The organism is Myxococcus sp. CA040A (assembly GCF_013336725.1).
In the GTDB taxonomy this organism is placed as follows: Bacteria; Myxococcota; Myxococcia; order Myxococcales; family Myxococcaceae; genus Myxococcus; species Myxococcus llanfairpwllgwyngyllgogerychwyrndrobwllllantysiliogogogochensis.
Window position 1 is genome coordinate 220,408 of the sequence record NZ_JABUMR010000006.1, and the last position, 25,904, is coordinate 246,311.

Annotated in this window: 26 protein-coding genes and 1 tRNA gene; 16 read left to right on the plus strand and 11 right to left on the minus strand. The window is 69.1% G+C overall.

Going from position 1 to position 25,904, the window contains the following annotated elements; genetic code table 11:
• The first annotated feature begins 58 nt into the window (after positions 1 to 58).
• The 5 genes from HUA75_RS26945 (at position 59) to HUA75_RS26965 (ending at position 3,976) form a co-directional block, all read left to right on the plus strand.
• Entirely contained in the window at positions 59 to 697 is a 639-nt protein-coding gene (locus tag HUA75_RS26945; RefSeq protein WP_174456982.1) for a zinc ribbon domain-containing protein, read from the plus strand.
• A 105-nt stretch (positions 698 to 802) separates the two neighbouring features.
• Positions 803 to 1,453 (plus strand): bifunctional 2-polyprenyl-6-hydroxyphenol methylase/3-demethylubiquinol 3-O-methyltransferase UbiG, encoded by a 651-nt coding sequence (locus HUA75_RS26950; RefSeq protein WP_174487982.1) that lies wholly within the window; start codon positions 803 to 805, stop codon positions 1,451 to 1,453.
• Positions 1,454 to 1,556: 103 nt separating this feature from the next.
• Positions 1,557 to 1,940, plus strand: a complete 384-nt coding sequence (locus tag HUA75_RS26955; RefSeq protein WP_174487983.1) for a nuclear transport factor 2 family protein — start codon at positions 1,557 to 1,559, stop codon at positions 1,938 to 1,940.
• A 38-nt stretch (positions 1,941 to 1,978) separates the two neighbouring features.
• Positions 1,979 to 2,746, plus strand: coding sequence for a subclass B1 metallo-beta-lactamase (gene bla, locus HUA75_RS26960; RefSeq protein ID WP_174487984.1), 768 nt, complete (start codon positions 1,979 to 1,981; stop codon positions 2,744 to 2,746).
• A gap of 258 nt (positions 2,747 to 3,004) precedes the next feature.
• Complete coding sequence (locus HUA75_RS26965) at positions 3,005 to 3,976, plus strand: hypothetical protein (RefSeq protein ID WP_174487985.1); 972 nt, start codon at positions 3,005 to 3,007, stop codon at positions 3,974 to 3,976.
• Positions 3,977 to 4,021: 45 nt separating this feature from the next.
• Here HUA75_RS26965 and HUA75_RS26970 read toward each other — a convergent pair whose 3' ends face one another.
• On the minus strand, positions 4,022 to 4,864 hold the full coding sequence (locus HUA75_RS26970; protein WP_174487986.1) for a hypothetical protein: 843 nt from the start codon (positions 4,862 to 4,864) through the stop codon (positions 4,022 to 4,024).
• 293 nt (positions 4,865 to 5,157) lie between these two features.
• On the opposite strand from HUA75_RS26970, the gene HUA75_RS26975 reads away from it, so the two are divergent.
• The 5 genes from HUA75_RS26975 (at position 5,158) to HUA75_RS26995 (ending at position 10,701) form a co-directional block, all read left to right on the plus strand.
• Positions 5,158 to 5,229 (plus strand) — tRNA-Lys (locus tag HUA75_RS26975).
• Between the two features lie 332 nt (positions 5,230 to 5,561).
• On the plus strand, positions 5,562 to 6,686 hold the full coding sequence (locus HUA75_RS26980) for a slipin family protein (RefSeq protein WP_174487987.1): 1,125 nt from the start codon (positions 5,562 to 5,564) through the stop codon (positions 6,684 to 6,686).
• A gap of 179 nt (positions 6,687 to 6,865) precedes the next feature.
• Positions 6,866 to 8,683, plus strand: coding sequence for an acyl-CoA dehydrogenase (locus HUA75_RS26985; protein ID WP_174460080.1), 1,818 nt, complete (start codon positions 6,866 to 6,868; stop codon positions 8,681 to 8,683).
• Positions 8,684 to 8,811: 128 nt separating this feature from the next.
• The gene (locus tag HUA75_RS26990) at positions 8,812 to 9,387 is read left to right on the plus strand and encodes a hypothetical protein (RefSeq protein ID WP_174487988.1); all 576 of its coding nucleotides are present in this window, start codon (positions 8,812 to 8,814) and stop codon (positions 9,385 to 9,387) included.
• A gap of 120 nt (positions 9,388 to 9,507) precedes the next feature.
• Positions 9,508 to 10,701 carry a hypothetical protein gene (locus HUA75_RS26995; protein WP_174487989.1) on the plus strand — a complete coding sequence of 398 codons (1,194 nt, stop codon included), beginning with the start codon at positions 9,508 to 9,510 and terminating at the stop codon, positions 10,699 to 10,701.
• A gap of 20 nt (positions 10,702 to 10,721) precedes the next feature.
• On the opposite strand, the gene HUA75_RS27000 is transcribed toward HUA75_RS26995, so the two are convergent.
• Positions 10,722 to 11,828, minus strand: a complete 1,107-nt coding sequence (locus HUA75_RS27000; RefSeq protein WP_141647320.1) for a hypothetical protein — start codon at positions 11,826 to 11,828, stop codon at positions 10,722 to 10,724.
• A gap of 288 nt (positions 11,829 to 12,116) precedes the next feature.
• Between HUA75_RS27000 and HUA75_RS27005 the strand changes: the two genes are divergently transcribed.
• Positions 12,117 to 12,803 carry a LysM peptidoglycan-binding domain-containing protein gene (locus HUA75_RS27005; protein ID WP_141647319.1) on the plus strand — a complete coding sequence of 229 codons (687 nt, stop codon included), beginning with the start codon at positions 12,117 to 12,119 and terminating at the stop codon, positions 12,801 to 12,803.
• 86 nt (positions 12,804 to 12,889) lie between these two features.
• On the opposite strand, the gene HUA75_RS27010 is transcribed toward HUA75_RS27005, so the two are convergent.
• On the minus strand, positions 12,890 to 13,765 hold the full coding sequence (locus HUA75_RS27010) for a LysR family transcriptional regulator (RefSeq protein ID WP_141647318.1): 876 nt from the start codon (positions 13,763 to 13,765) through the stop codon (positions 12,890 to 12,892).
• Between the two features lie 110 nt (positions 13,766 to 13,875).
• On the opposite strand from HUA75_RS27010, the gene HUA75_RS27015 reads away from it, so the two are divergent.
• Together HUA75_RS27015 and HUA75_RS27020 are read left to right on the plus strand one after the other, a co-directional pair.
• A complete protein-coding gene (locus HUA75_RS27015; RefSeq protein WP_174487990.1) occupies positions 13,876 to 14,175 on the plus strand; it encodes a YiaA/YiaB family inner membrane protein in 300 nt (99 codons plus the stop codon).
• A 52-nt stretch (positions 14,176 to 14,227) separates the two neighbouring features.
• Positions 14,228 to 14,929 (plus strand): ATP-grasp domain-containing protein, encoded by a 702-nt coding sequence (locus HUA75_RS27020; protein ID WP_174487991.1) that lies wholly within the window; start codon positions 14,228 to 14,230, stop codon positions 14,927 to 14,929.
• Positions 14,930 to 14,937: 8 nt separating this feature from the next.
• Here HUA75_RS27020 and HUA75_RS27025 read toward each other — a convergent pair whose 3' ends face one another.
• From HUA75_RS27025 to HUA75_RS27045, 5 genes are all read right to left on the minus strand, one after another.
• Positions 14,938 to 15,714 carry a hypothetical protein gene (locus HUA75_RS27025; RefSeq protein ID WP_141647315.1) on the minus strand — a complete coding sequence of 259 codons (777 nt, stop codon included), beginning with the start codon at positions 15,712 to 15,714 and terminating at the stop codon, positions 14,938 to 14,940.
• 10 nt (positions 15,715 to 15,724) lie between these two features.
• Entirely contained in the window at positions 15,725 to 16,237 is a 513-nt protein-coding gene (locus HUA75_RS27030; RefSeq protein WP_371745749.1) for a hypothetical protein, read from the minus strand.
• A 155-nt stretch (positions 16,238 to 16,392) separates the two neighbouring features.
• Positions 16,393 to 18,021: a DUF4419 domain-containing protein gene (locus HUA75_RS27035; RefSeq protein WP_174487992.1), complete on the minus strand. Its 1,629-nt coding sequence runs from the start codon at positions 18,019 to 18,021 to the stop codon at positions 16,393 to 16,395.
• A gap of 147 nt (positions 18,022 to 18,168) precedes the next feature.
• Positions 18,169 to 18,981, minus strand: coding sequence for a Sir2 family NAD-dependent protein deacetylase (locus HUA75_RS27040; protein WP_174487993.1), 813 nt, complete (start codon positions 18,979 to 18,981; stop codon positions 18,169 to 18,171).
• Between the two features lie 76 nt (positions 18,982 to 19,057).
• Positions 19,058 to 20,278 carry a metallophosphoesterase gene (locus HUA75_RS27045; protein WP_174487994.1) on the minus strand — a complete coding sequence of 407 codons (1,221 nt, stop codon included), beginning with the start codon at positions 20,276 to 20,278 and terminating at the stop codon, positions 19,058 to 19,060.
• A 121-nt stretch (positions 20,279 to 20,399) separates the two neighbouring features.
• On the opposite strand from HUA75_RS27045, the gene HUA75_RS27050 reads away from it, so the two are divergent.
• The 3 genes from HUA75_RS27050 to HUA75_RS27060 all read left to right on the plus strand — a co-directional run bounded on the left by HUA75_RS27050 (position 20,400) and on the right by HUA75_RS27060 (position 22,343).
• Positions 20,400 to 20,843 carry a cytochrome c oxidase assembly factor Coa1 family protein gene (locus HUA75_RS27050; RefSeq protein ID WP_141647311.1) on the plus strand — a complete coding sequence of 148 codons (444 nt, stop codon included), beginning with the start codon at positions 20,400 to 20,402 and terminating at the stop codon, positions 20,841 to 20,843.
• A gap of 36 nt (positions 20,844 to 20,879) precedes the next feature.
• Positions 20,880 to 21,413: a hypothetical protein gene (locus tag HUA75_RS27055; protein ID WP_141647310.1), complete on the plus strand. Its 534-nt coding sequence runs from the start codon at positions 20,880 to 20,882 to the stop codon at positions 21,411 to 21,413.
• 132 nt (positions 21,414 to 21,545) lie between these two features.
• Positions 21,546 to 22,343, plus strand: a complete 798-nt coding sequence (locus HUA75_RS27060; protein ID WP_141647309.1) for a TIGR00266 family protein — start codon at positions 21,546 to 21,548, stop codon at positions 22,341 to 22,343.
• Between the two features lie 77 nt (positions 22,344 to 22,420).
• On the opposite strand, the gene HUA75_RS27065 is transcribed toward HUA75_RS27060, so the two are convergent.
• The 3 genes from HUA75_RS27065 to HUA75_RS27075 form a co-directional block, all read right to left on the minus strand.
• Complete coding sequence (locus HUA75_RS27065; protein ID WP_174487995.1) at positions 22,421 to 24,826, minus strand: MYXO-CTERM sorting domain-containing protein; 2,406 nt, start codon at positions 24,824 to 24,826, stop codon at positions 22,421 to 22,423.
• A 63-nt stretch (positions 24,827 to 24,889) separates the two neighbouring features.
• Complete coding sequence (locus HUA75_RS27070; protein ID WP_174460090.1) at positions 24,890 to 25,384, minus strand: hypothetical protein; 495 nt, start codon at positions 25,382 to 25,384, stop codon at positions 24,890 to 24,892.
• 13 nt (positions 25,385 to 25,397) lie between these two features.
• On the minus strand, positions 25,398 to 25,901 hold the full coding sequence (locus HUA75_RS27075) for a cupin domain-containing protein (RefSeq protein WP_174487996.1): 504 nt from the start codon (positions 25,899 to 25,901) through the stop codon (positions 25,398 to 25,400).
• Between the last annotated feature and the right edge of the window lie 3 nt (positions 25,902 to 25,904).

Consider the following 25,904-nt stretch of genomic DNA (forward strand, 5'->3'; position numbering starts at 1 on the left):
AGGCCCTGTTGCATCCGTGATAGCGTGACGGCGTGTTGCGGCAGGGAGCACGCACGACATGGCGATGATTCAGTTCACCCGGAACTACACGGACCGCTCGAACGACTACGGGTTCCAGTTCGAGTTCTTCTGCGACAAGTGCGGCAACGGGCACATGTCGCCGTTCATCGCGAGCAAGGTGGGCGTGGCCACGGGCCTCTTGCGCGCCGCGGGCTCGTTCTTCGGCGGGACGATTGGACGCGCGGCGCACGCGGGCACGCACCTGAAGGACGCGCTGCGAGGCCAAGGCTGGGATGAGGCCTACGCGGAGGCCGTGGACGCGGGGAAGCAGCACTTCAAGAACTGCACCCGGTGCGGCAAGTGGGTGTGCCCGCGCTCGTGCTGGAACGAGGGGCGCGGACTGTGCGAGGCGTGCGCTCCCGATTTGGCGGAAGAGGCGGCCTCCATCCAGGCGCACGTGGCGGTGGAGCAGGCGCGAGAGAAGGCGCGCACGGTGGACCACGTCGCGACGCTGGACATGAAGGAGACGCGGCTCGCGACGTGTCCGCACTGCGCCGCCAAGGTGGACGGCGGGAAGTTCTGCATGGAGTGCGGCAAGCCCCTCGCGGCCCGGAAGGTGAGCTGCGGGACGTGTGGCCTGGAGGTGCCGGAGAGCGCGAAGTTCTGCCCGGACTGTGGTGCTCCCCGGAACAAGTGACGCCACGGCGGAGCGTCCAGCGTTCATCCCAGGACGCTCACCGCACGGAGTGTCCGCGTGTGTTCCACGCCACCTGGGCCCTCCTCGTGCATAGGCTGCGGCGCCATGTCGCGGGATGCTCAGGAAGAGGACGTGAAGCAGGTGTATGGGGAGATTGCCTCGGCCTATGAGGCGCTCTTCCCCGTGCTTCACCGATATGAGGACCGCGTGGAGCGCTTCCTCGCGGAAGCGGTGACTCCGGGGTGTCGAGTGCTGGACGTGGGGTGCGGGCCGGGGCTCCATACGCGGGGCCTGGACGCCTCCATCGACGTGGTGGGAGTCGACCTGTCCCCGGAGATGCTGGAGCTGGCGCGACAGGCCCGGCCCGAGGGCGCGTGGCACGTGCACAGCTATCACCGCCCCTTCCCCGAGGAGTGGGGGCGCTTCCAGGTGGTGCTGGCCATCGGTTGCCTCGACTTCTGTGAGGACCTGCCGCGCGTGCTGAGCCATCTCGCCGCGACGTTGGCGCCCGGGGGTCGGATGTTGTTCACGGTGCTGGAGCAACGGCCCGGCTTCGAGGGACATGAAACCGCAACGCACGAGGTCCAGACGGCGGGCCCGGCGGTGACGCTGCATCTGTATTCCTTCGAGGACACGGCTCGCGCCGTCGTGGAAGCGGGGCTGCAACCGCGCGACTACGTGCATGCCCCGGGTTGGGTGCAGCTCACCGAGGAGCGGACGATGTGGTTCGGTTGGTGGGACGTGGAGCGGGGGTAGCGTCGTCGCGATGGGAGTGGCGCACCCCGAGTAGGTGGCCAAGGCGGACTCGCGACGCTACAGACTCCACCGTGACTGGCATCGAGACAAGGGAGCGACACGGATGATGACGGAAGAAGACCTCCTCGCCGCCGAGGAGTCGCTGCGGCAGGCGATGCTCCGGGGTGACGTGGCCGCGCTCGACGCGCTCATCTCCGACGACCTCGTCTTCGTCAATCACACCGGACAGGTGTTCGACAAGGAAGCGGACCTGGCGGCGCACCGCTCGCGCGCGCTGCGCCTGACGCGGCTGGACGTGTCGGCGCCCATCATCCGCTTCCTCTCGGCGGGCGCGGTGGTCATCGTCAGCGCCTCTGTGAAGGGAACCCACGACGGCACCGAGTTCGAAGCGCGGCTTCGCTACAGCCGCGTCTGGCAGTGGGTGGATGAGCGCCCCCAGGTCGTCACGGGCCAGTGCACGGTCATCCTCGGTGGCGAGCCCTCATGAATCGCCCCCTCTTCCGCACGAGGTCAGCAGCCCACGTCATGACCTCACAACGCCTTTGCGCCCTCGTCCTCACGCCCGTGCTGATGCTCGCTCCGGCCTGTACCTCGACACCCGGGCGCCCCGCCTCCACGGTGGCAACACCCGACACGGGCCCGAGTGAGTACACGCTCACGGAGGACATCTCCGTGCGCCGCATCGCTCCGGGTGTCTGGGTCCACACGACGCTGTCGGGCCCGGACTTCGGCCGCTACCCCGCGAACGGATTGGTCATCGAGGACGGCGCGGAGTCGCTGCTGGTCGACACGGGCTGGAGTCCGGCACAGACGGAGCACCTGCTCACCTGGGCGAAGGAGACGCTGCACAAGCCCGTGCGCGCGGCGGTGTCCACACACTTCCACGTCGACCGGACCGCGGGCATCCCGGTGCTCGTGGCGCGGAACATTCCGGTGTACGGGCTGGAGGACACGGTGAAGCTCGCGACGGAGCATGGACGGCCCGTGCCCACGGAGAGCTTCTCGGGAGCGCACACTCTGGGGCCGGTGGAGTTGTTCTTCCCTGGTGCGGGGCATGCGCGCGACAACCTCCTCGTGTGGCACCGGAACAGCGGTGTGTTGTTCGGTGGCTGCTTCGTGAAGGATGGAGCGGCGAAGGACCTGGGCAACGTGGAGGACGCGGACCTCGCGGCCTGGCCCGCGAGCCTGGAGCGCACGCGTGAGCGATTCCCCGAGGCCCGCGTCGTCATCCCGGGCCACGGCGCGCCGGGCGGACCGGAGCTGCTGGAGCACACGCGGAGCCTGATTCCCTGAGCAGCACGAGGCGCGTGGTGGGCGGTGGAGCGCATGCTCGGCCGCTCCCCCTCTTCGGAGGGTGCGAGCGTTGAGCGGAGCACACGGGGTGGGTCGGAGCATGCTCGCCTGTCTGCCCGGGTCCGTTGAGTCGAGAACAGGCATCTTGCGCGAGAGGGCTCCGCCGAATGGGCGAGGCCTTCCATCGTTCCTACCGTGCCTTCGAGTGGCGATGAGGTGAAGCACGGGCCGGCGGGCGGGATGGAAGGCGGGGGCGTCATGAAGCGTATGGCTGCGGTGGTGCTCGCGGTGGCGGTGAGCGGGTGCGCGTCGGTGAAGGTGGAGCAGCGGGACGGTTGCTGGGTGAAGCAGGTCCGCACCTTTCCCTCCAGCTTCAAGGAAGAGGTGGGTCCCTGCGCGCGGCCGAAGCCGGAGTGGTCGGCGGACCGTGTGACACGATTGGTGCAGGAGTGCGTGATGCACGCGGACTACCGCTGGCAGAGCAGCGCGATGGTGGCCTGGAATCGCGGTGAGCCGCTGCCGACGCGCGAGCCAGACGAGAAGGTGCTCGAGGCGTGCATGGTCACCACGGAGAAGATGCTCTCGGCGGAGAAGGGGGAGTTGGAGCAGCGCCTGAGTGATGTCTCGAAAGAGCGCGACAGCCTGCGCGCCAACCAGGAGCAGGAGCGCGAGTCGTATCGGACGAAGCTGGATGCGCAGCGTGACGAGGCCCAGGCGGCGCTGGTGAAGGAGCGCGAGCGACTCCAGGGCAGCATGGATGCGCAGCGCGAGCACGCGCAGGCCAGCCTGGACCGGGCACGGGACCAGATGCACGAGAGCAACGGACGGCTGGCGAACGCGCTCGGAGAAGCAGCGAAGCGGCCGACTCCCACCGCGGTGGCGACGGCCACATCCACCTCCACGAGCGAAGGCAAGGCGGACACGCGCAGCGACTCCAACTCGCGAGGTGACTCCCGCGCGCGAGGTGACTCCGCGACGCCGAGCAATCCCCGCGTGGCGAAGCCCATCGTGGCGACACCGACAAGCACCATGTGCTCGCTGCCCTCCAAGAGCGCCGCGAAGCAGGCCACGGCGAGCGACAAGGATACGAAGAGCGAGACCCCGAGCTGCCAGCCGATGCATCCCGCCGAGTCCACGGAGCCCGAGCCGTCCCTCGCGCCCCAGGCTCAATCCCAGACGGCCTCCGTGCCGCTGCCGCTGAAGTCGGCGCAGCCGGGCGCGGTGGAGTAGCTCCATCCACATTCGAGACGAGGGCGCACCGCGTGGGCCTTCGCCTCAAACGAAGTGAGCCACCTCCAGGGCATGGCCCTTCGCGTTCATCGCGGACAGCACGTCGCGGAGTCTTGGGGAGATGAGCCACCGGGGCTCGGGGCGAAGCTCGCCCCGCCTGTCACCAAAGAGCTTGTCCGTGATGAAGACGTCGGAGTCATCATGACTGGCTCGCTCGACGTACAACTCGGAGAGCTGATTGAGTCCGGCGATATGTCCCTTCGGGCACCGGTGCTCGTCACGCTCATCAAGGTCAAAGGGGTTGTTTCCCGCCAACGTCTTCGCAGCCAGCCGCAGTGGCTTCGAGGTCACGACGGGTTGATACCAATCCGAGGTTTGCAGCGCCTTGCCGCCCCCATGCATCACCGGACGAAACTCCGCGCCTCGAAGCCCCGCCGTCTGGAATGCCTCCACGAATCGCGAGGAGACCACCACCTCTCCCGCGAGCGTCTGGGCCATGTCCTTGCTCCTGGCGATGCGTCGCGTGTCGAGAACGAGCGCGGTCGTCTGCCGCGCGCCGGCACCGCAATGCTCACAAGCCACGGACTCGTCATAGCCGGTGCCGCACATGGAGCCCGTTGGCTCGAAGGACGTGCGAACGACGAGGTTCAGCAACTCCGCCGACTTCAGTTCCGTGGCTGAGTAGCGGCGCTCGATATTCCAGTAGGTGAAGAAGAGACCGCCCTGCTCACGGAGCTTCCGCTCGATGGCACCAATCTCCTGCACGCGAGGGTCCTCGCGCGGCAGCACCACCTTCCTCAACGTCTCGTTCACGAGCGTCCCGAGCCCTGGCGCCAGGAACCGCTGGGCTCGCTCTTCCGCAATCCTGAACTCGATGGTCTCGCGCATCTTCAGGGGGAGATTCCGATGAGTTGAGGAACCGGACAAGACGCACCCAGCCCGGCATGACCTTCGACACTCCGGTTGTCAGCCTCCGTGCCACGGTGGCGTCCCTCGCCCCCGACGCATCTCTAGAGGTGTCACGGGGCTGTCCCTGGGCTCCTGAAGGCTGGACCGGGGCGCTCTGCGCTCACGTGCCGGTCAGGGTGTTCCCGGGTCCATCGTCCGCGGTGTCTCCCTCACATTGGTTGCGTCAGGCCGGCCGCCTCGAAAGCCATTTGAGTGACCCCTCACAGGGACTCTCAGAACTAGCTCAATGGGAGAGCACAAGACTCTTAATCTTGAGGTTGAAGGTTCGACTCCTTCGTTCTGAACCGAATTGAAAACTCGGCTCCGCCAGGAAGCTCCACCCCGAGCCGGTAAGAGCGCTGGCCCACCCCGTCCACCCTCCCCCACCGCGAAGCCTCGCCGTCCGCCAGGGCGACAGTCCCCTTCCGAGCCGTCAGCGGCAGGTCCTGTCGTCGTCCGCGCCCGGCCTGGCCCGCGAGCGCGGGATGCGGTGACGAGGCCGGGCACGCAGTCAGCGCTCTCCACCCGCGAAGGGTGGGGCTTCCACTTTTCAGCAGTCCCCCGGGACGCGCGCTTCCTCGCGCCACCTCGCCTCCCGGGTTTCATCAAGTCCCCCACGGGGGAAAGGAGGTGCGCGATGAGCTTCTTCAAGCGTGTCGATGTCGTGCAGCACGAGCGGGCGTTCGTCCTCGTCGACGAGGTGCCCACGCGCTACCTCGTGCCGGGCCGCTACCGGCTCACCTACCCCTTCCGCAACGTGCGCATCGTCCGCGTCGCCACGGGCATGCCCCTGACGAACCTGGACACGGAGCTGCTCGCGCTCGTGCCCCCGTCGGACCTCCAGGTCCTCGACCTGGGCCCCACCGAGCGCGCCATGCTCTACCACCGCGGCCGCCCCACCATGTGGCTCGGCCGTGGCCAGCACCAGGTGTGGACGGTGGAGCGCCTCCCCGGCCGCGACTCCGTCCCCGCCTCTTCCGCCGTGAGCATCGAGCGCCTGGACACGTCCGGCGTGGCCACCGCGCCACTGCAGGACGACGTGCGCGCCAAGGTCCCCGCCAGCGACTACGTGGAGGCCACGGCCACCGAGGGCAGCGTCGTGCTGCGCTACGTGGACGGCACCCTGGACGCGGTGCTGCCCGCCGGCCGGCACGCCGCATGGACGGTCGCCCGCAAGGTCCAGCTCGCCGTCATCGACCTGCGCGAGCGCCTGCTCCACGTCACCGGCCAGGAAGTCATGACCAAGGACCGCGTCACGCTGCGGCTCAACCTCTCCACCGCCTTCCGCGTGGCGGATGCCCGCCGGCTCGCCGTCGTCGCCCGCGCGCCGGATGACATCCTCTACCTCGCCATGCAGCTGGCGGCCCGCGAGTCCGTCGCCACGCGCACGCTGGACGAGCTGCTCGCCTCGCGTGAGGCCGTGGCCGAGGACCTCTTCGCGCAGGTGAAGGAGCGCGCGGAGTCGGTGGGCCTGGAGCTGCTGCGCTTCGGCATCAAGGACGTCGTGCTGCCGGGTGAGATGAAGGAGCTGCTCAACCGTGTCATCCAGGCCCAGAAGGAGGCCGAGGCGAACGTCATCACCCGCCGCGAGGAGACGGCCGCCACGCGCTCCATGGCCCAGACGGCGAAGGTGCTCGCGGAGAACCCGCTGCTCGTGCGCCTCAAGGAGCTGGAGGCCTACAAGGACCTCGCGGCCAAGGTCGGCCAGGTCCACCTGGTGCTCGGCGAGGGCGCGGTGCCCTCACTCCAGCTCAAGGGCTGAATCCCCGTCACACGTGACACACCGCTGAGCGAAGGGCCTCTGGGGCCGGTTCCCCGGGGGCCCTTCGTGCGTTCACGGCACCGCGCGTCATTCACCGTCCGTGGCGCCCGGCAACCTGGGCTGACTCGAAAATCAATCTCGGCTACCCTCGGGGCTTTCGTTCCCGTGAGGAGTCCGAGATGTCGTCGTCCGCGAACCACTACGTCCCCAACCTGCGCGATATCGAGTTCAATCTCTTCGAGTTCCTCGACATCGGCCGTACTTCCCTGGGGCGTGCGCCCTTTGGCGACCTGGACGAGACGGCCGCCCGGCAGATGTTGCAGGCGTTCGCCGTGCTCTGCGCGAACGAGCTGGCGCCCTCCTTCGACGAGGCCGAGCACACGCCGCCCAAGCTGGAGAACGGCGAGGTGACGCTGCCTCCCGGGCTGAAGAAGTCCATGGGGGCGTTCTTCGACGCGGGGATGCACCTCTTGGAGCAGCCGCCGCACCTGGGTGGCATGGGCGCGCCGCCGTCGCTGGGCTGGGCCGCGTTCGAGCTGATGGTGGGCGCCAACGCCTCGCTGGCCTTCTACACGCTGGGCAACCTGCTCGCGCGCATCATCGACCGGCTGGGGACGGACTCGCAGAAGAAGCGCTTCCTGCCGCACATGCTGGAGAAGCGCTGGGGCGGCACCATGGTGCTCACCGAGCCGGACGCCGGCAGCGACGTGGGCGCCGCGCGCACCAAGGCGCGTCCCGTGGGCGGCGACGTGTGGGAAATCGAGGGCGTGAAGCGCTTCATCACCAACGGCGACTCGGACATGTCCGAGAACATCATCCACATGGTGCTGGCGCGGCCGGAAGGCGCGCCTCCGGGCACCAAGGGCCTGTCGCTCTTCGTCGTGCCCAAGTTCTGGGTGAACGAGGACGGCAGCCAGGGTGAGCGCAACGGCGTGGTGTGCACCAAGCTGGAGAAGAAGATGGGGCTGAAGGGCTCCGTCACGTGCGAGCTGACGTTCGGCGACGGCCAGCCCTCGCGCGGCCTCCTGCTGGGCGAGGTCCACGACGGCATCCGGCAGATGTTCTACATCATCGAGCAGGCGCGCATGGCGGTGGGCGTGAAGTCCATGGCCACGCTGTCCGCGGGCTACCAGCGCGCGCTGGCGTTCTCGAAGGACCGGCTCCAGGGCGCGGACCTGCTCCAGGCGCGCAACAAGCTGGCGCCGCGCGTGCCCATCTTCCAGCACCCGGACGTGCGCCGCATGCTGATGGCGCAGAAGGCGCACGCCGAGGGCATGCGCGCGCTGTGTCTCTACACCGCGTCCGTGCAGGACGGCGTGGAGATGAAGGGCGGCCACCGCGCCACCGAGGCCGGAGAGCTGGACACGCTCAACGACATGCTGCTGCCGCTGGTGAAGGGCTACTGCTCGGAGAAGGCGTTCGAGCTGCTCGCGGTGGCGCTGCAGGTCCACGGTGGCTCCGGCTACCTGCAGGACTACCCGGTGGAGCAGTACCTGCGGGACCAGAAAATCGACACGCTCTACGAGGGCACCACGCACATCCAGGCGCTCGACTTGCTCATGCGCAAGGTGGCGAAGGACGGAGGGGCGACGCTGCAGGGCCTCTTGTCGCAGGTGCGCGAGACGGCCGAGGGCGACCTGGGCGGCGGCGAGCTGCAGACGGAGCGCGCCACGCTGGGCAAGGCGCTCGGTGATTTGGAGACGATGCTCGGCACGCTGATGGGCAAGCTGGGCGAGTCCGTCTACCACGTGGGCCTGCAGGGCAACCGCGTGCTGGCGAGCGTGGCGGAGCTCGTCATCGGCTGGCTGCTGGTGCGTCACGCGGGCGTGGCGCTGGAGCGGATGAAGAGCAACCCCGGCGACAGGGCCTTCTACGTGGGCAAGCTCGCCAGCGCGCGCTGGTACTGCGCGGAAGTGCTCCCGGGCCTCGCGCACGCCGCCCGCATGGTGGAGGCCGGCACGCTGGACCTGATGGACGTCCCCGAGGAGTCGTACTGAGTCAGGCGCACTGAAGCCTGCTGTCCCCCGGCCGCACCTGTGGCCGGGGGAGGACACCTCCGGCGCCATCCGTCCGTTCCTCCTGGGGAAGTCGTGGTGGCCCGGGGTTCGCATTGAGGGTGGGAGTCATGCTCTCCGCCCTCACCGTCGCCGCCGCCGTCGCCCTGGGTTCTCCCGCTCCCGAGACGGGAGGACCGCTGGAGCTGGCGCGCTTCGCCGGCCACGTCGTCGCCTGCACGGAGGACGGCCTGGAGGTGCTTGATTCTTCCGGCAAGCCCGTGCGCGGCGTCTCCACGGAGGACGGGCTGCCGAGCCCCTTCTGCCTCGCGCTGGAAGTCGCGGGCGACCGGCTCTTCGCGGCCACCGACGCGGGCATCGTCTCGCTGGATGCGTCCTTCCGGGTGGAGCCCGTGCTCGACGTGCGCTGGCACGCGCTGCCCGACGCCGAGGACGCGAGCGAGGCCGAGTACGTCGAGCGACTGGACGCACTCGCACGGACCCTGCCCTCGGATGCGACCTACACGGTGCTGACCTCGCGCCATGCGGGGACGGAGGACGGGCGCGTGATGGAGCTCGGCACCCACCGGGTGTGGACCGTCGCCGGACCGGTGCTGCACATCGAGGAGGAGCGTCGGGGCGTGCGCGTCGCGACGGAGGGCGGGGTGTTCCTCATCGACACCGAGGGGCGGCTCGCGACGCGGTAGCCCTCGCGCCTCGCACCGAAAGCGAGACATCATCGGCCCGTGGCGAAGGTCGGGTCCGTATGCCCATGGAGGGCACGCCGGGTCAGAGCCCTTTTCGGGCCACGGATGGGCAGACGCGCGATGCATGGACGACAAGCGGCACTGGTGGTGATGCTGGCGGGGCTCTGGGCGTGCGGCGGTGAGGATGCGGTGACGAGGGAGGGCTTCGGCGGCGAGGTCGTCCAGGCGCTCTGTGCGCGGGCCGAGCGCTGCGGCGAGTACGCCCACGCGAGCGCCTGCGAGCAGGACATGCGCGGCTGGGGCCGTGACGTCTTCCTGGGGCTCGGCATCCGCTACGACGAGTCCCTGCGCTCCGGCCAGCTGCGCTTCGACGAGGGCGCGGCCCGGCGCTGTCTGGACTCCATCCGTGGAGGCAGTTGTGACAAGCCCGCGCTGTCGCAAGACGCGTGGCAGTTCGGCGTCGAGTACGACGCGGCCTGTCCGGTGCTCGTGGCGCCCGAGTCACCGACGGACTGTCGGAGCAACGTCGACTGTGGCGGGCAGGGGTACTGCGGCCACACGTCGGCGAACGGCTGCGAGGGCGTGTGCGAGGCGCGGGCCTCGGAGGGAGCCTCCGCCACCCTGCCCTGGCACTGCGCGCCCGGACTCGTGCTCCAGGGCTCGCCCGCCCGCTGCGAGCGGCCCCTGGAAGAAGACGCCCCCTGCGTCGCCCAGCAGGGAGGAACCACCTACTCCCTGCCGTGCGCGGAGGGGCTCTGGTGCGACTCGAACGGCTACAAGACGTGCAAGCGCGTGGGTGCGCAGGGCGACATCTGCGAGAACCAGGGCTACTACCCTTGTGGTCCATCCCTCGTCTGCACCAACAACAAGTGCGCCCGCTACGCGAAGGAAGGCTCGGCCTGCACCGCGCCGGTCCATGACCCGAGCCTCGGGCTCCTCGTCAACGTGTGTCAGCGGGAGCTCTACTGCGAAGCACTCCCCGGAGAGGCGGGGCTGTGCCGTCAGCGCCGCGCGGAGAACCAGGAGTGCCGACTCGACACCGAGTGCTCGGAGGGACGCCGGTGCAAGGGGGCTCGCTACGAGGTGGGCCTCTGGGGCGTCTGCACCAAGGCCACGGGAGCCGGAGAGGTCTGTGACCATGAGAGCCTTTCCTGTCCCATGGGCTACGCCTGCGCCCAGACCGGCTCGGACAATCGCTGCCTGCCCATCGTCCGAGAGGGAGAGGTCTGCGGTTGGCAGGCTGGCGTGTGTAACGCAAGCAACGCCTGCGCGGACCAGCGGTGCGTCTCCTTCGACGCCACGGTCTGCCGCTGAGCGGGTGACAGGCTCGCGGCTCAGGTGCCCTTCGGGGCCTGGGCCCGGGCGGACAGCTCGCGCTCCACGTACAGCCGCAGGATGTGCATGAAGTCCTGGGCGTTGGTCACCACGCCGAAGGCCTGGTGCGTGCCCCGGTCCTTCAGCTTGCTGACCACGAACTCGGACGAGTCCACGCAGATGGTGGCCAGCTCCCGCAGCGAGCCGTCCTTTTCCGTGACGAACGCGGGCAGCATGTTGCCGGTGGCGATGGCATGCAGCGCGGTGGCGACCATCACCGCCATGGTGGCCTTCACCGCGTGACGGCGCATGGCGTCCTGCCCCGCCACGTTGTCCGTCACCACGTCCGGCAGCGGGCCGTCATCACGGATGGAGCCCGTCAGGACGAAGGGCACCTGGTGCGTGACACACGCGTGCATGATGCCGTTGGTAATCACGCCCGCCTCCACCGCCTTCGCGATGGAGCCCGCCGCGCGCACCTTGTTGATGGCGCGCATGTGCAGACCGTGGCCTCCAGACGTGGCCTCGCCAGTGCCGCTCATGCCCAGGGTGGTGCCGAAGATGGACGCCTCGATGTCATGCACCGCCACGGCGTTGCCCGCGAGCAGCGCGCCCACGAAGCCGTTGTCGATGAACCACGTCATGTCCGCGCGTGCCCGCGAATGCACCAGCGCCGGCCCCGTCACCCACACCGGATAGCCACCGCGCTCGCGCTCCTCCACCAACAGCCGCGCCATCTGCGCGTAGTCGATGGGCTTCTCGCGAGACACCTCGCTCGTCATGAACTTGAACTCACCCTCGCCGCCGCCGCCCAGGTACGCCGTATTCACATAGACGCCCTCGGAGCCGTCCTCCGCGTGCCCCACCACCACGCGCTCTCCGGCACGGACGCGGCGGCCCTCGCGAATCCACAGCACGCCCTGCTCGTCCTGAACGAGCGCGCCGTCCATGCGCGGCTCGCGCGGCATGCGCCACTCACCGCCAAGGCGCACGTAGGTGGGCAGGTTCGTGGTGGTGAAGAAGCCCTCCGGCAACACACCGTCCGCGGGCGCTGGCTGGAAGCGCGCGTCCGGACACCGGGAGAACCGCTCGACCGCGAAGTCAGGATGGGGGATGGAGGTGCTCACGCCGGCACCATGCGCGGACCCACCCACCCGGTTCAAGAACCTTGGCGCGGCCTGGGGCGGTCCGTCCGGTAGGTGGCAGCGCGAAAAGTCCTACTCCCCGAGAGAAAGACTCCGACTCCCGGTGACTCGGCCCTCGTGCAAGTGCGCGAGACTTGTTGATCTCACCGAAAGCCCGGGGGAAATACGCGCCGCCAAGCAACTCGGGGTCTCAACCTCCGAGAATAGGTGCAAGTCGTACATGAAACTCCTCGCCCAGCCGCGAGCCCACGTCCACGGAGCCCTCGTTCCATGAGCTACCGCATCCAGTCCGGCGACACCCTGTCCGCGCTCGCCAAGCGCTACGGCACCAGCGTCGACGCCCTGCAGAAGGCGAATCCTCAAATCAAGAACGTGGACCTCATCTACGCGGGTGACACGCTCAAGCTCCCTGGCGCCACGGACGGCTTCGACGGGCCCTCGGGCCGCACGGGTCCGAACCTCACGGGCGGCGTGGACGGCCCCTCCGGCCCGACGAACTCGGGTGACGGCGTGAAGGGCCCGAAGGGCAGCCCGTTCGACATCGCGCGCTCGCACCTGAACAAGAACGCGGGCTCGTTGAAGATGGAAGGCAGCGGCGTGGGCGCGGACATGGAGGACTGGGTCCCCAACAACGTCAACTGCGCCAACTTCGTCTCCGCGTGTCTGGAGCAGGCGGGCCAGATTTCCAACGGCCAGCACGACAACAGCGTGATGGGCCTGCAGCGCAAGCTGGACGCGGACCCGAACTTCAAGCGCGTGTCCATCCAGGACGCGAAGCCCGGCGACGTGGTGTCCATGAAGGTGGGCGACGGCCAGCACGTGGTGATGTTCGCGGGGTGGAAGGACGGCAAGCCCCAGTTCATCGGCTCCAACAACGTGAACTCGGATGGCTCGCAGCGCATCAGCTTCAGCAGCATGAGCTACCCCATCATGTCGGTTCACCAGTACCAGGGCTGAGCCGGCGCGACACAGGCCACGAGCAGTGCCCCCGGGGCTTCGCCTCCGCCACTCGAGCGGAAGCGGGGCCCCGTTTCACGTCCGGCTCACGGCTTCGGCGCGAGCGCGAGCGCGGCCTGGATGAGCGGGCTCTTCGCCGCGGACTTCCGCCAGGCGGCGTGAATGCTCCCCGAGGGCACACCGGGCAGGGGCCGGGAGACCACACCGGCCTCGCGAGGGCCACCGGGTAGCAGGGACGCGAGCAGCGAGTAGCCCAGCCCCGCCGCGACGAAGCCGAGGATGGTCTCCGACGAGTCCGCCGCGTGCAGCCGCTTCGGTCTCACGCCCGCTCGCGCCAGCTCCCCAAGTTGGAGTTCTCGCAGGTGTCGGTCCGTGCTGTACGCGATGAAGGCGTCATCCCGGAGCGACTCCAGCCGCACGCGGCGACTCTTCGCCTGGGGGTGATGCGAGGGCAGCACCAGGAAGGGGTACGTCCGGCCCACCTCGCGCGCCTCCGCCTCGTCGGGAACTTCGGGCAGGTGGTCCACCACCAGGTCCGTGTCGCCGGAGCGCAGGATGTCCACGGCGGGGACCTTGGACTCGAAGAGGACAACCTCGATGTCCGGGCGCTTCGTCTGGAGTCGCCGCAGCCAGGCGGGCAGCAGGTGGCGAAGGACGTGTCCGGAGGCGTGGATGCGCAGCGTGCCGCCCACCTCGCCCTTGCGCAGCGACTGCACCACCGAGTCCAGTCCCTCCAGGAACGGCGCGACGTGCGAGTACAGCGCGCGGCCCTCGGGGGTGAGGACGACGCGGTCCTTGCCCACGCGCTCGAAGAGGGCGACGCCGACCTCGGCCTCCAGGCGTTTGACCTGCTGGTGGATGCCGGGCTGGGTGATGGGGTACGGGAAGGAGCTCACCGCTCGCGCGTAGCCTTCTGCACGGGCCACGCGGTAGAAGCCCTCGAGGCGCTGGAGCTGAATCATGCACTCCAGGTTATCAATCTCGCATTGATTAGTTCCATGCGCTTTACGAGCGGAAGCGGCATGTTTTCTCCACGTCAGCGAGAGTACGGCTCGTTTTTGAGGAGACCATCATGTCCCGCTCCACCCCGAAGGTCGTCGTCGCGCACAGCTCCGCCTGGGTCATCCAGACCTGGCTGTCCTTTGCCCTCTCCGTGGGTGTCACGGCCGTCGGCATCTGGAATCTGCCGATGGACCCCTGGGTGAAGTCCTTCCTGGGCATGGGCCTGCTGTTCAGCGTGGGCTCCACCTTCAGCCTGTCCAAGACAGTGCGAGACCAGCACGAGATGGAGCAACTCGGCACGCGGCTGGATGAGGCCCGGGTGGCGAAGATGCTCTCCGAGCACGACCCGATGTCGCCGCCGAAGCTGTAGCGCCTCGCGCGCCCGCCATTGGGTCCGCGCGGGATGAGGTAGCGTCACGCGCATGTTCCAGGGGCTCAGTCTGTTGATTCCAGCCAAGGCCGACCCGGAGCGCGACGCGGTCGCTCGCGCCTGGGAGACAGGGGGAGGCACGGTGCTGCGACTGGACCGCTTCTGGAGCCCGCCCGACGTCACGCCCGCGCGGACCCGCCTCTATGGCAACGACACCTTCTGTCTCGTCCTGGCGCAGAAGCTGGGCCTCACCCTCGTCTCACCGCCCGATGACTTGTTGCTGCGCGTGGACTCCGACTGGCTGGGCCGCGAGGTGCGCGGCTCCACGCTGGAGCAGGTCCTCACGGAGCCCTTCCCACGCTTCATCAAGTCGCAGGTGCCCAAGGTGTTCCGCGCGAGTGTGTGGAATGACCCGGAGTCCCTGCGGAGTGAATGCAAGGGCCTCCCGCCCGAGACGCCCGTGCTGTCCTCGGAGGTCGTCACCGTGCGCGCGGAGGCCAGGGCCTGGGCACTCGACGGCCAGCTCCGCACCTGTGCGCTGTACGAAGGTGAAGGAGACCTCGCGGAGGCGCGCGCATTCCTGACCACCGTGGCCAGGGAAGCGAAGCTCCCTCGCACCTGCGTGCTGGACGCGGCTTGCATCGAGGGCCGCGGCTGGGTGCTCCTCGAAGCCAACGCCGCCTGGGGCGCTGGCCTCAACGGCTGCGATGCGAGGCAAGCCGCCCTCTGCATCGCCGAGGCCTCACACGCCTGAGCCGCGACTCAGGGCGCGCCGCGTCCCGAGCGCACGCTGGCGAGTGCATCCTCCAGCAACGGCAGCGCATTCTCCGTCCAGCCCTTCAGTCGCGCGCGGGGAGACAGCGCACGGTGGTCAGGATGAATCAGTCCCGCGACCGTTGCCTCCTCGATGAACTGCGCCTGCTGCTCCGGATTGAGTTCCTCCCAGCGCAAGCTCTTCTCCACCCCCTTGCGCCAGTCATAGCCATCTCCCGAGAGCTGCGCGGCAATCGCCGAGCTGAGGTACGCGGTGCCTCCATGCTGGTGCTGCCACACATGCACCAGCTCATGCACCAACAGCCCCAGGTCGGTGGGGCCACTCCTCGGCGGGACGAAGACGGTGTCGCCATGGACGAACGCACGCCCCGACACACCCAGGATTCCGATGGGCCCCTCCTTCACCCGCACCGCCGCGTAGTCCAGGCTCGCGCCGAAGATGGGGCGCAGCAGCTCCACCTCGAACCCCGACAGCCGGCGCCCCACGGGCTCCATCCACAGCAACACCTGCACCGCGCTCACCACACGCCCGGCCAGCATCAAGAACAGGTCCACCGGAAGCTGCGCCACGCGCCACAACCCACGGCGCAACTGGAAGCGCCCTTCACGCGGACGCCCTCGGGCATACAGGACCAGTCCACCGAAAACGCCCGTGAGCACCACGCGCAGCCCCCGCGCGACACCCCTCAAGGCGCTCACCACCCCCGTGAGCAGACCACGGCCCGCGTCCACCAGCCGCGAGGCCAGCGAGAAGCCCACGCTCATGGGATGAACCTCAGCGTCCCGCGGCGACTCGAAGCGGCGCGCTCAGCCCCAGCGCTGACTCCACCATCGAACGCATCGCCCCTGGACGCCACGGACGCGCGAGCGCGAAGTGCGTCAGGCAGGAGCCACCGAACGCCTCCGCGAGCTCCGGGCAGAAGCGCGAGGACACCAGGATGCGCGGGCCCGCGAAGTCCATCTCCACCAGCCGCGCGAGGAAGTCGTGCGCGGCACCGCGCTCCGCCGAGTCCAGCACCACCACCACCGCCGCCGGCACCACGCCCATCTCCAGCCGCCGAATCGCCGACGCGATGCCCGTCGCGTGGATCAACCCCACCACCGGCGCCAGCTCCCGCCCCATGGCCAGCCGCAGCAACGGAGACTCGGACACCACCATCACCGAGGGCGCACCCGAGGCCCGCATGGCGCGGCGCGTCTCGTAGACCTCGACACCACCCACCTCCCTCAAGCGAGGCGCGGGGACGGACTGGAGCAAACGCGGCTGGACGGTGGTGGCGGGGGGCACGCATTGAACAATAGCCAGGAATAGCGGAAATATCAAACTACACTTCAATTATCCGAGTAGTCCGCTCTCAGGGACTCAATGACATACCCATGGCCCCACGGCACAGACCTGGGGGCCATGGATTTATGTTCAGTGAGTCATGACCAACCCAGACATCACTTCCTGCGCTGCGGCATGGGCGCGCGCGGAGGCGGGTTCTCCCAGGGCTCCAGCTCCTCGACGAGCGTCCTCAGCACGGGCAGCTCCGTGGAGCCTCCGTGCTCCAGCGCATGGGAGAGCAATTCGGTGAGGGAGGGACCGACGACGGGGATGTCCGTCGCCGTCTGGCGGGAGCGAAGCGGCGGCGTCACCCGCTCGAGTTCCAGCATCACCTCGTCCTCGGGCTGCTTTCCGGGAGGCACCGTCAGGGGCTCCAGCGCGTCCGAGCGCAGGCGCACGTAGCAGTGCGGACGACGACCGCTGCAGTAGCGCAGCGCGAGCACCGTCCCATCCGGCAGGTCGACGAGGCACCGCACCGGCACGACGAAGTCTCCGTTTCCGTCAACCGGGATGTGGACCTCGGTGTGCTCGGCCGTGGAGCGCAGGCGCCAGGGCATCGTGTCCGGGAAGAGCGTGGCGCGGGCGAGGTGGTCATAGAGCGCGTTCAACTCGGCGACGCCGTGGAAGGTGGAGGCCTCGGTGGCGCGAGTCACGGAGTGCTCGGCGACGATGCGCTCGATGACCTGGGACATGGAGGCGTGGGACCTCCGCACCAGCCCCCCCGCGCGAGGCACCAGCGCGCCCTCCGAGTCCACCGCCACCGCGAGCACACCCGCCTCCAGGGACCACGTCTCGCTCCAGTCCGACGTGACGGCCGAGAGATGGAGCGGAACGCAGGACAGCCCGGCGGGCGCCTCATGCAGCGCGAGGCCGGGCCCCCAATGCCAATCATTCTCATCCCCGTTCTCGACCGACTTCATCATGTCCGCGTGGGACTGCTCGAGAATGGGGTTGCGTCGGTTGAAGCGCCCGGCGTTCCCCACATACGGGAACAGTCGCGTCACCCAGCCCGACGCGCGGTCCCAGCCATACGCCCGACGAGGCTTGTACAGCTCCGACCAGAGCTCGCGGTCCGGATGGCCTTCCGAGGTGCGCACGAACTCATCGACAATCGGGATGAGCGACGAGGTCCACCAGCCCAGGTCGAACTCGGCGAGGACGTCGATGCGGCGGCGGATGGCCCGCCAGTCCTCCGGAGTTCCAAGCAGGGTGATGCGAGGGATTCCACACATGACGGTGATGGCGAAGTCGAAGTACGGGGACATCGCGTCCATCAACACCACGTCCCCCGCCATGCGCTCCACGTCGGTGCTGGTGGAGAAGTCACACGACAGGAGCCGGGGGAGTCCCGGCCCCAGCTCCTCGCGGAGCAGCTCACGGAAGGACGTGAGGGTGGCGCCGAACTCCTCCTCGGTCCGGGGCGCGGCGGAGACTCCCACCGTCAGCGTCCGTCGGCCCGAGTGTCGGACGAGCCGGCCTCGCAGCGTCTCGGAGTGCAGGCGGATGTGGTGGGCGAACCCCTGGGCCAGGGTGAGCCACACCACGTCCGGGGACAACACCAGGGGGCGATGCTCGGCGAAGGCGATGTGGACAGCGGCGAGCAGCGGGTGCACTCCCTCGGGGTCCACCACCCGGGTGTCCGCGGCTGGCGCCAGCCACAGCGCCTCACCCACCAGGCTCCCCAGGGGTACGGTCTCCAGGGGAGTCACAGCCTCTTCGACGGAATCCACTGCGAAGGTCGTCATCGGTACGTCCCCTCGTCACGGTGTGTGGAATGAAGCCGCCAGCCGACGCCGGCTTTCACGCCCACCTGACAGGACGCTCGGCACGCCACGGATTGAGATACAGCAGCGGACCCTCGCCGCAAGCAGCGCGGGGCCCGTGCCGTGAACTCAACCCCGCAGGGAACGGACGAGCACGGGGAGCAGCTCCTCGGCGCGCCCCGTCACCGCCTGGATTCCCTGGGGCGGAGCCACGCCCGAGGGGTCGATGCTGAACATCGGAGTGAGGCGCTTCAGCGCGAAGGCGCGGATGCTCTCCGTCACGCCCACCGAGAACGACGTCCCGATGAAGACGACCAGCCGGCTCTGTCGCGCCAGGTCGTACACGCGCTCGATTTCGTACCCGAGGTGCTCCGAGTAGTACTCGTCGAACCACAGGATGTGAGGTCGCACGCGACTGCGGCAGCTCGGGCAGCGCGGCACCGTCTCGGCGCTCGGGCTCGCGTGGAACGCACTGAAGTCGAGCGTCTCCAACGGAATGGTGCCGGTGGGCGGCCCCAGCTCGCAGCCACGGGCGGAACACCGCGCCAGCTGAAGGCTCCCATGCACCTTCACCAACGCCTGACTCCCGGCCTGCTCATGCAGGGAGTCGACATTCTGCGTGACGACGGTGAAGCCGCCCCCCTGCCCCGTCTGCCAGCGCTCCCAGTCCACCAGGGCCGCGTGCGCCGCGTTCGGCTTCGCCTTCCGGGCCAGTTCGAGGCGCTGGAGGTACATCCGCCAGGACTCGTGCGGGAACAGCTTGAAGAAGGCCCGGGTCCCCTTCTGCGTCACCTCGTTCGCCCACACCGCTCCCGGGTCCGTGCCCCGGAACGTGGGGATGCCACTGGCCAGGCTGATGCCGGCCCCCGTGACGACGAGCACGGACTCAGCGGCCACGCCGCGAGCCGTGGTGAGGAGTTCATCGAAGCCCAAGGTCGTCATGAAAACACCTCCACACGGGCGGACGGACGCATCCATGTGAGCATGACACGACGACGCCGACTCCAGGTTACATGAGTCACTGTGCTGCCGGAACCAGCGTCAGCTCCGCGATTTCGGGAGAGGGTCCCAGCCGCAGGGGCGGCCCCCAGTAGCCTGTGCCCCGGTGCGTGTACACGCGCACGCCAGAGACGGTGGCGAGCCCCCGCACCACGGGCTGCTGGAGCTTGATGAAGAACATGAACGGGAACACCTGTCCGCCATGCGTGTGTCCGGACAACTGCAGGTCCACGCGCACACCGGCCTGAGCCACTCGCAGCGCCGAGCGCGGCTGATGCGCCAGCAACACCACCGGCACGCCTTCGGGAGCCCCGGCGAGCGCCGCGCCTGGACGACTCTCGTGCGAGGGAACGATGTGCCCCGCGTCGTGGTCCGTCACGCCCGCAACGACGAGCCGTGCCCCATCGCGCTCCACCACGCGGTGCGTGTTGCGCAGCACCGTGAGCCCCAACCGAGCCACCTCCGCCTCCCACGCGGGGCCTCCGTGGTAGTACTCGTGATTGCCTGTCACGTAGAACACGCCGAGCGACGCGCGCAGCTCCGCCAGCGGGCGCACCTCCTCGCGCAGCTCCTCCACCCCACCGTCAACCAGGTCTCCCGTCACGGCGATGATGTCTGGCTTCAGCGCGTTCACCTGCTCCACCACGCGCCGCAGCCACCGTCCATCCAGCGTGGGGCCCACGTGGACGTCGGAGATCTGCACCACTCGCAGGCCGCCCAGCCCCGGCTGGAGCCCCTTCACCGGCACCGTCAGTCGCTCCACCGTCGCCTTGCCGCGCGCCGTGACGAACGCGAACACCACCGCCGGCACCGTCACCGCGCCCACGATGCCGGCCTTCCACCGGGCCAGCGCCAGCGCATCCGTCACCACGCCCGTCCATCCCAGCACCGCGCCCACGACGTCCGCCGTCACCACCGCGCTGAGCAGGATGCCAAAGCTCCCCAGCCACAGATACGACGTCCACTGCAACACGCGCCGGGCTGTCGATGGCTCGCCCCGACCGCCCAGCACGCCGGCCGGTATCGACACGAACAGCAGCACCATCAACGCCACGCCCAGGACGCCCCAGGGTGACGGCCACGCGGGGCTCACGAACAGCCGCACCGCGAGGTACGCGTGCAGCCCGCCCATCAGCGTGAGGATGCCGCCCAGGGACATCAGCCAGCGCAACACCCGCCTGGGCGTCGCACGCGACTCCCTCCGTGACTCTCGCTCCACGCTCTCCGACAGCTCCGCCACGGCCAGGACCTCCGAACAGGGTGAATCGCACCCGGTGGGGAGGCGGAGCATAATGGCCGCCTCCGTCGCCTGCCCGGCAACCCGCGCGACCGCCCGTTAATGAGGGGACCCGGAGATCCTCATGCGCCCGCACCGCCTCGACAGTCCCTGGCAGAGCTGGATGGTGGCGGCCGCGCTCGTGCTCGGCGGACTCGGATGCTTCGCTGGCGGTGTGGCCTGGGTCTCCCGCTCGCTCTTCCAGGGCATCGAGCAGGAGCTGCGCCGCAATGACGTCCACCGCCTGGCACTGCGCACCGCGGAGTCCAGCCCGCTCGCCACCGGGCGACTGGGCACCCCGCTGACGAGCAGCTTCCTCACCCTGCGAGCCCACGGCTCCACGCCCGACGAAGGGCTCGTGGACTTCGACCTCACCGTCCAGGGCCCGCTCGGCCGGGGCGTCCTCGAGGCCCAGGTGGCCTACGCGACGGACCGCTGGACGCTGCGCAAGCTGGTGCTGCGCCCCGAACGTGGAGATTCCGTGGAGCTTCCCGCCGGAGGCAGCACGCCCGCCCTGCCTGCGGACTGAGCACACGGGGTGTCCCCACGACCTACCTTGAGTCGCATGAAGACCCAGCGCCTCCTTGCCTTCGGCCTGCTCGCTTGTGGCTCCGCCCTGGCCGCGCCAGCAGCGCCCTCCTCCCTCAACCTCAAGACCCAGGACCGCTCCGTCACGGTCGGCGTCACCGACGACAACCTCTCCGGCCCGGACATCCAGCTCTCCTTCGACGACGATGCCGACGCCGTGCGCGGCCAGGCGTTCGGCCGCCCCGTCAACCTCACCCTGGAGAACGACACCATCCGCGGCACCTACGGCCAGGGCCCCGTGAACGTCAAGGTGACGGACACGAATGACACCCTCGATGCCGTGGGGACCTTCGGCGGCAAGCTCACCAACTTCCAGGTGAGTCCCCAGCAAATCACCGGCACGGTGGGCGCGTGCAGCTACGAGCTGCTCATCACCCGCCCCCACCGCTACGAGGGCGCGCGCACCTGCGGCACCAAGCTGGACAGGAGCGTCTCGCTGACCATCCCTCCGTCGCTCGCGGACGAGGATGAAGAGCTCGTCACCGCGCTCTCCATCCTGCTGGCGCAGTAGCAGCGCGAGCCCTCCGTCTTTCACGCATCGGCAAACCCGCGCGGCCGGGACGCGTTCCCGTGTGCTCGTGGGTTGAGCCATGCAACGGGGCGGCTATGGTGCGCCGTCCCTTTACGACGACGGAGCGATTCCATGGCGCAGATGCACGAGGTCGACTTCCACATCTACGGCGACGACCTGCAGTTCGTGGAGGTGGAGCTGGACCCGCAGGAAGCGGCGGTGGCCGAGGCTGGCACCCTCATGTACATGGAGGACGGCATCGAGATGGAGACCATCTTCGGTGACGGCTCGGAGAAGAAGAGCGGCTTTCTGGGCTCGCTGCTCGGCGCGGGCAAGCGGCTGCTGACGGGCGAGTCCCTCTTCACCACCGTCTTCCTCAACCGGGGTGGCGGCAAGCGCAAGGTGGCCTTCGCGGCGCCCTATCCCGGCAAAATCATTCCGGTGAACCTGCGCGAGCTGGGCGGGGAGCTGATTGCACAGAAGGACAGCTTCCTCGCGGCGGCGAAGGGCGTGTCGCTGGGCATCGCCTTCCAGAAGAAGCTGGGCACCGGCCTGTTCGGCGGCGAGGGCTTCATCATGCAGCGGCTCCAGGGTGATGGCCTCGCCTTCATCCACGCGGGAGGCACGCTGCGCGAGCGCACGCTGGGCCCCGGCGAATTGCTGCGCGTGGACACCGGCTGCATCGTCGCGTTCCAGCCCACCGTGGACTACGACATCCAGATGGTGAGCGGCATCAAGACGGCCTTCTTCGGCGGCGAGGGACTCTTCTTCGCCACGCTGCGAGGGCCCGGCAAGGTGTGGCTCCAGTCGCTGCCCTTCAGCCGGCTCGCGGGCCGCATCCTCTCCGCCGCGCGTCCGGGTGGCGCGCGCGACGAGGGCAGCGTGCTGGGCGGTGTCGGCCTGGGCTCACTGCTCGGGAGCGACGACTAGGCTTTCGCGTCGCCCGCGGAGTCAACCGGTGGCGAGGCACGGCGCGCCTCGCCACTTTGGTTGGGAAGCAGACTCCGTCACGGGCCCCGACGCCTGCGCATCAAGGTGGCCACACCCACCAGCAGGACCCACGCACCCGCCGCGCCCACGGGAGACGCGCCGCAGCCGCCGCAGCCCACATTCAACGCGGTGGGTCCACGCACCTCGAAGCCCGTGTTCGGAGACCGGGGACCCGGCGTTCCCGACTCGCCGTTGACCGAGTACGCCGACACGGCATGCGCCCCCATGGAGAGCGCGCTGTCCGCGGGCACGACGTGACGGAACGTGCCCGTCGAGTCCGCGACGACGGTGACCACGAGGACCCCATCCACCTCGAGTGACACGGAAGCACCGGCCTGCGCGACACCTGCGAACAGGGGCGTCGAGTCCACCAACTCACCCTCGGCGGGCACCACCAGCACGGGCGTCTCACGAGTGACCACGGCGCCACCATCTCCCGAACCCGCGTCCGGGCCCGGCGTCCCCGAGTCCACGGTTCCCGAATCCACGGTTCCCGAATCTCCAGCGTCCGGCACCGTCGTGCCCGCGTCCTCGTCCTCCATGACGACCTCGAAGACGGTGTTGGGAGAAGTGGGCCCGGTGTCGTCATTGTTGTGCCCATGCGCGTTGACCCGGTGCGGGCCCGGAGTCAGCGGCGCGTCGTCGGGAATCTGGTAGCGGAAGCGGCCCAAGGAGTCCGTGGGGACGATGACCTCGTCGCGGTTGTCCACGTACAGGCCTACCGTCAGCGCATCGGGCGCCACGCCCGCGATGTAGGGCGTGGGGCCCGTCACCTCGCCATCCTCGGGCACGACGATGATGGGCTGGGAAATCACGGGGGCGGCGACGACGGTGAAGCTCGAGGCCCCGGGTCTGCTGTACGCGCCCAGGCCCTCGGAGATGGCGGAGACCGTGTGAGCGCCACCAGACAGGGCGGGCAGCGGCTCGTCCACCTCGGTGAAGAAGCTTCCATCGGTGCTCGACGTCACCTGGGCCAACTCAACACCATCCACGGAGATGATGATGCGCAAGCCCGGGTCCGCCACGCCCTCGATGCGCGGCCGCGCGGACACATCCACTGCATTCGCGGTCGGCAGGGTGATGGTCGGCGTGGCGGGCGTGGCATACGAATAGGTGTACAGCGTCACGGAACCGCCGCCTCCAACGCCCGCGCCATGCGTGGGGCCATGCGCGCCGGCGCTGGCGGACGTCACCCCCGCGGCGCCTCCCGAAGACCCCACGCCGCACGATAGCGGCGTGCCATTCAGCAGCACGTAGCCACCCGAGCCACCTCCTCCTGGCCCGAGCTGGAAGGACGTCGCGAGCACGTTGCCGCCGCTCCCGCCTCGCACATCGAGTTGACCGCAGTTCAACGCGCCAGAGGTCCGCACGATGATGGAGCCACCCGCGCCTCCACCTCCGGCGCCGTCCTCGCCACCCGCCGCCAACGCGCTCACGCCCGTGGCGGAGATGCGGCCCGTTCCCGAAACGTTGGCCGCGCGGAGGAACACCGCGCCTCCGCCCGCGCCTCCCGCGCTCCCCACGCCGTTGTCGCCTTCACCCGCGCCACCACCGCCGCCGAAGAGGAAGGCCTCCACAATCGAGTACTCCATCCGCGAGCCGCCCAGGCCGCCCACGTCACGCGAGCCATCCAAGAAGGAGGAACGTCCGCCCGTTCCGCCAAAGCCCCGGTGCCCACCGCCCCCACCGCCCGCGTTGTTGCAGTTGCCGCCGCCGCCGCCGTTGAGCAGGTTGCCGCGCCCTGAGGCCGAGCCGAAGCGCTCCACCACCAGGCCCTCTCCCTTGTAGGAGCCGCCCAGGGTGGTTGAGAGGTCTCCTCCCTCGCAGGCCGTGCGGGCGGCGTTGTTGGTGAAGGTCCCACCCCGGAAGCCCGCGCCGTCGGCGTGGATGGCGCCGTTGTTTGTCAACGTGCCCGAGGCGAGGAAGGCCAGGATGCCTCCGCTGTTTCCATCCCAGGCAGGCGCCACGAGCGAGCCGGACGCCGCCACGCTGACGGTGCTGTATTCGGGCACCGTCACGACCTGGGCGCCCGGAGAGGTATAGGTGTACATGAGCGGCGCCGTGAGCCGGAGCACGGTGGGAGTGCCGACCGTCACCAGGGACACGCGCGCCAGCTCCCAGCGCCCCACGTCCCCGGGGCTCGTCTGGCCCGTGCTGCCCGAAGGCGTGCTGGACGGGAAGCCCATCGCCTGGTGCACCATCACCAGTCCCCCCGTCGGAGGTACCGTGGAGGTCTCCACCGCGAGCGTCGAGTCACCGCGCTGTGCGCCGGTCGGCAGCCGCATCGCGGTGTTGATGATGGTGCGCGCGGTGTTGACGGTGAGGGCGCCGCTGCGAGCGTTGCCGAGACCAAAGGAGTCCGGCTCGGCCAGGACGGCGGAGGACCACAGCAGCAGGAGCGGCAGGCAGGGCGCTAAACGCATGTGCCCCCCATGCTGCCCCAGAACCTGGGATTACCGCGAGAGCATGCCAGGTCGTATCTGACGTCAGTCGACCGGACGCGTCAGCGCCCGTGCGTTTCGGGGCGCGAAGAAAGGCTGGCGCACGAGGCGCGGCAGGGTGGGCTTGTCGACACACCAGAGCTGGAGGGCGTCCTCCCATTCCCCCAGCTCGGCCACCGCGCGCACATCGGCGGCGTCGCGGTAGAGGTCATTGAGGTTGTGGACGAGGACGGAGAGGTCCTCCACCTCCCAACGCTCGGTGAGGTCTCCAGCCTGGACGTGCAGTTCGAGGACGGGGCGCTCACGGACGTCCACGACCTTGAGGTTCCGCGCCGCGCCGCCCATGGCCAGGGTGAGGGGTCCCATGAGTTCGTCGGGGCGGACGCCGTATGCGACGGAGAGGCCGCCGATGAGCAGCCCCGCGTCACACAGGCGAAGCAAGGAGACGTGGGGCGGCTCGCCCCGGGGAAGCAGCTCCGTGGCGGCCTCGCGGTCCTTGAGGAGTCGCTCCCGGGTGAGCACGTCGAGCAAGGGGGACATGAGGGCGGTAACTCTATCGCTCCTCGCCGCTCCAGTAGTCCACCTCGGCGGAGAGGGGCAGGACGGTGTACAGGGTTCGCGCGGCCTTGTCGCCACCTGGGGCGGAGCCGGCGGTGACACAGACCTTCTTCGAGTCCGGGTACACCATGACGTCCGGCTCCACCATGGTGGAGAAGGCGAGGTACCGGAGTGTCTCGGTGCCGTCGTTGACGAGCTGGTGCGCGCCCGTGGGGCCAATGGGGAGGGCCACGTAGTCGCCGGCCTTCACGGGCAGAGACGTGTCACCCAGGCGCAGGCGGCCGGTGCCGGAGAGGATGAAGTAGGCCTCTTCGTTGGCCAGGTGGAAGTGGAGCGGGAAGGCGTGTTTGCCGGGTGCGAGTTCCATCAGGCTGCAGCCGAGCTTCTGTCCCTTCGCGGCGGCGCCGAGTTGCTTGCGCCGGTACGAGACACGGGGGCCCTGCGTGACTTCGGTCCACGGGAGCGTGGGCTCGTGGACGAGGTGGGGATGTGAGGACATGGG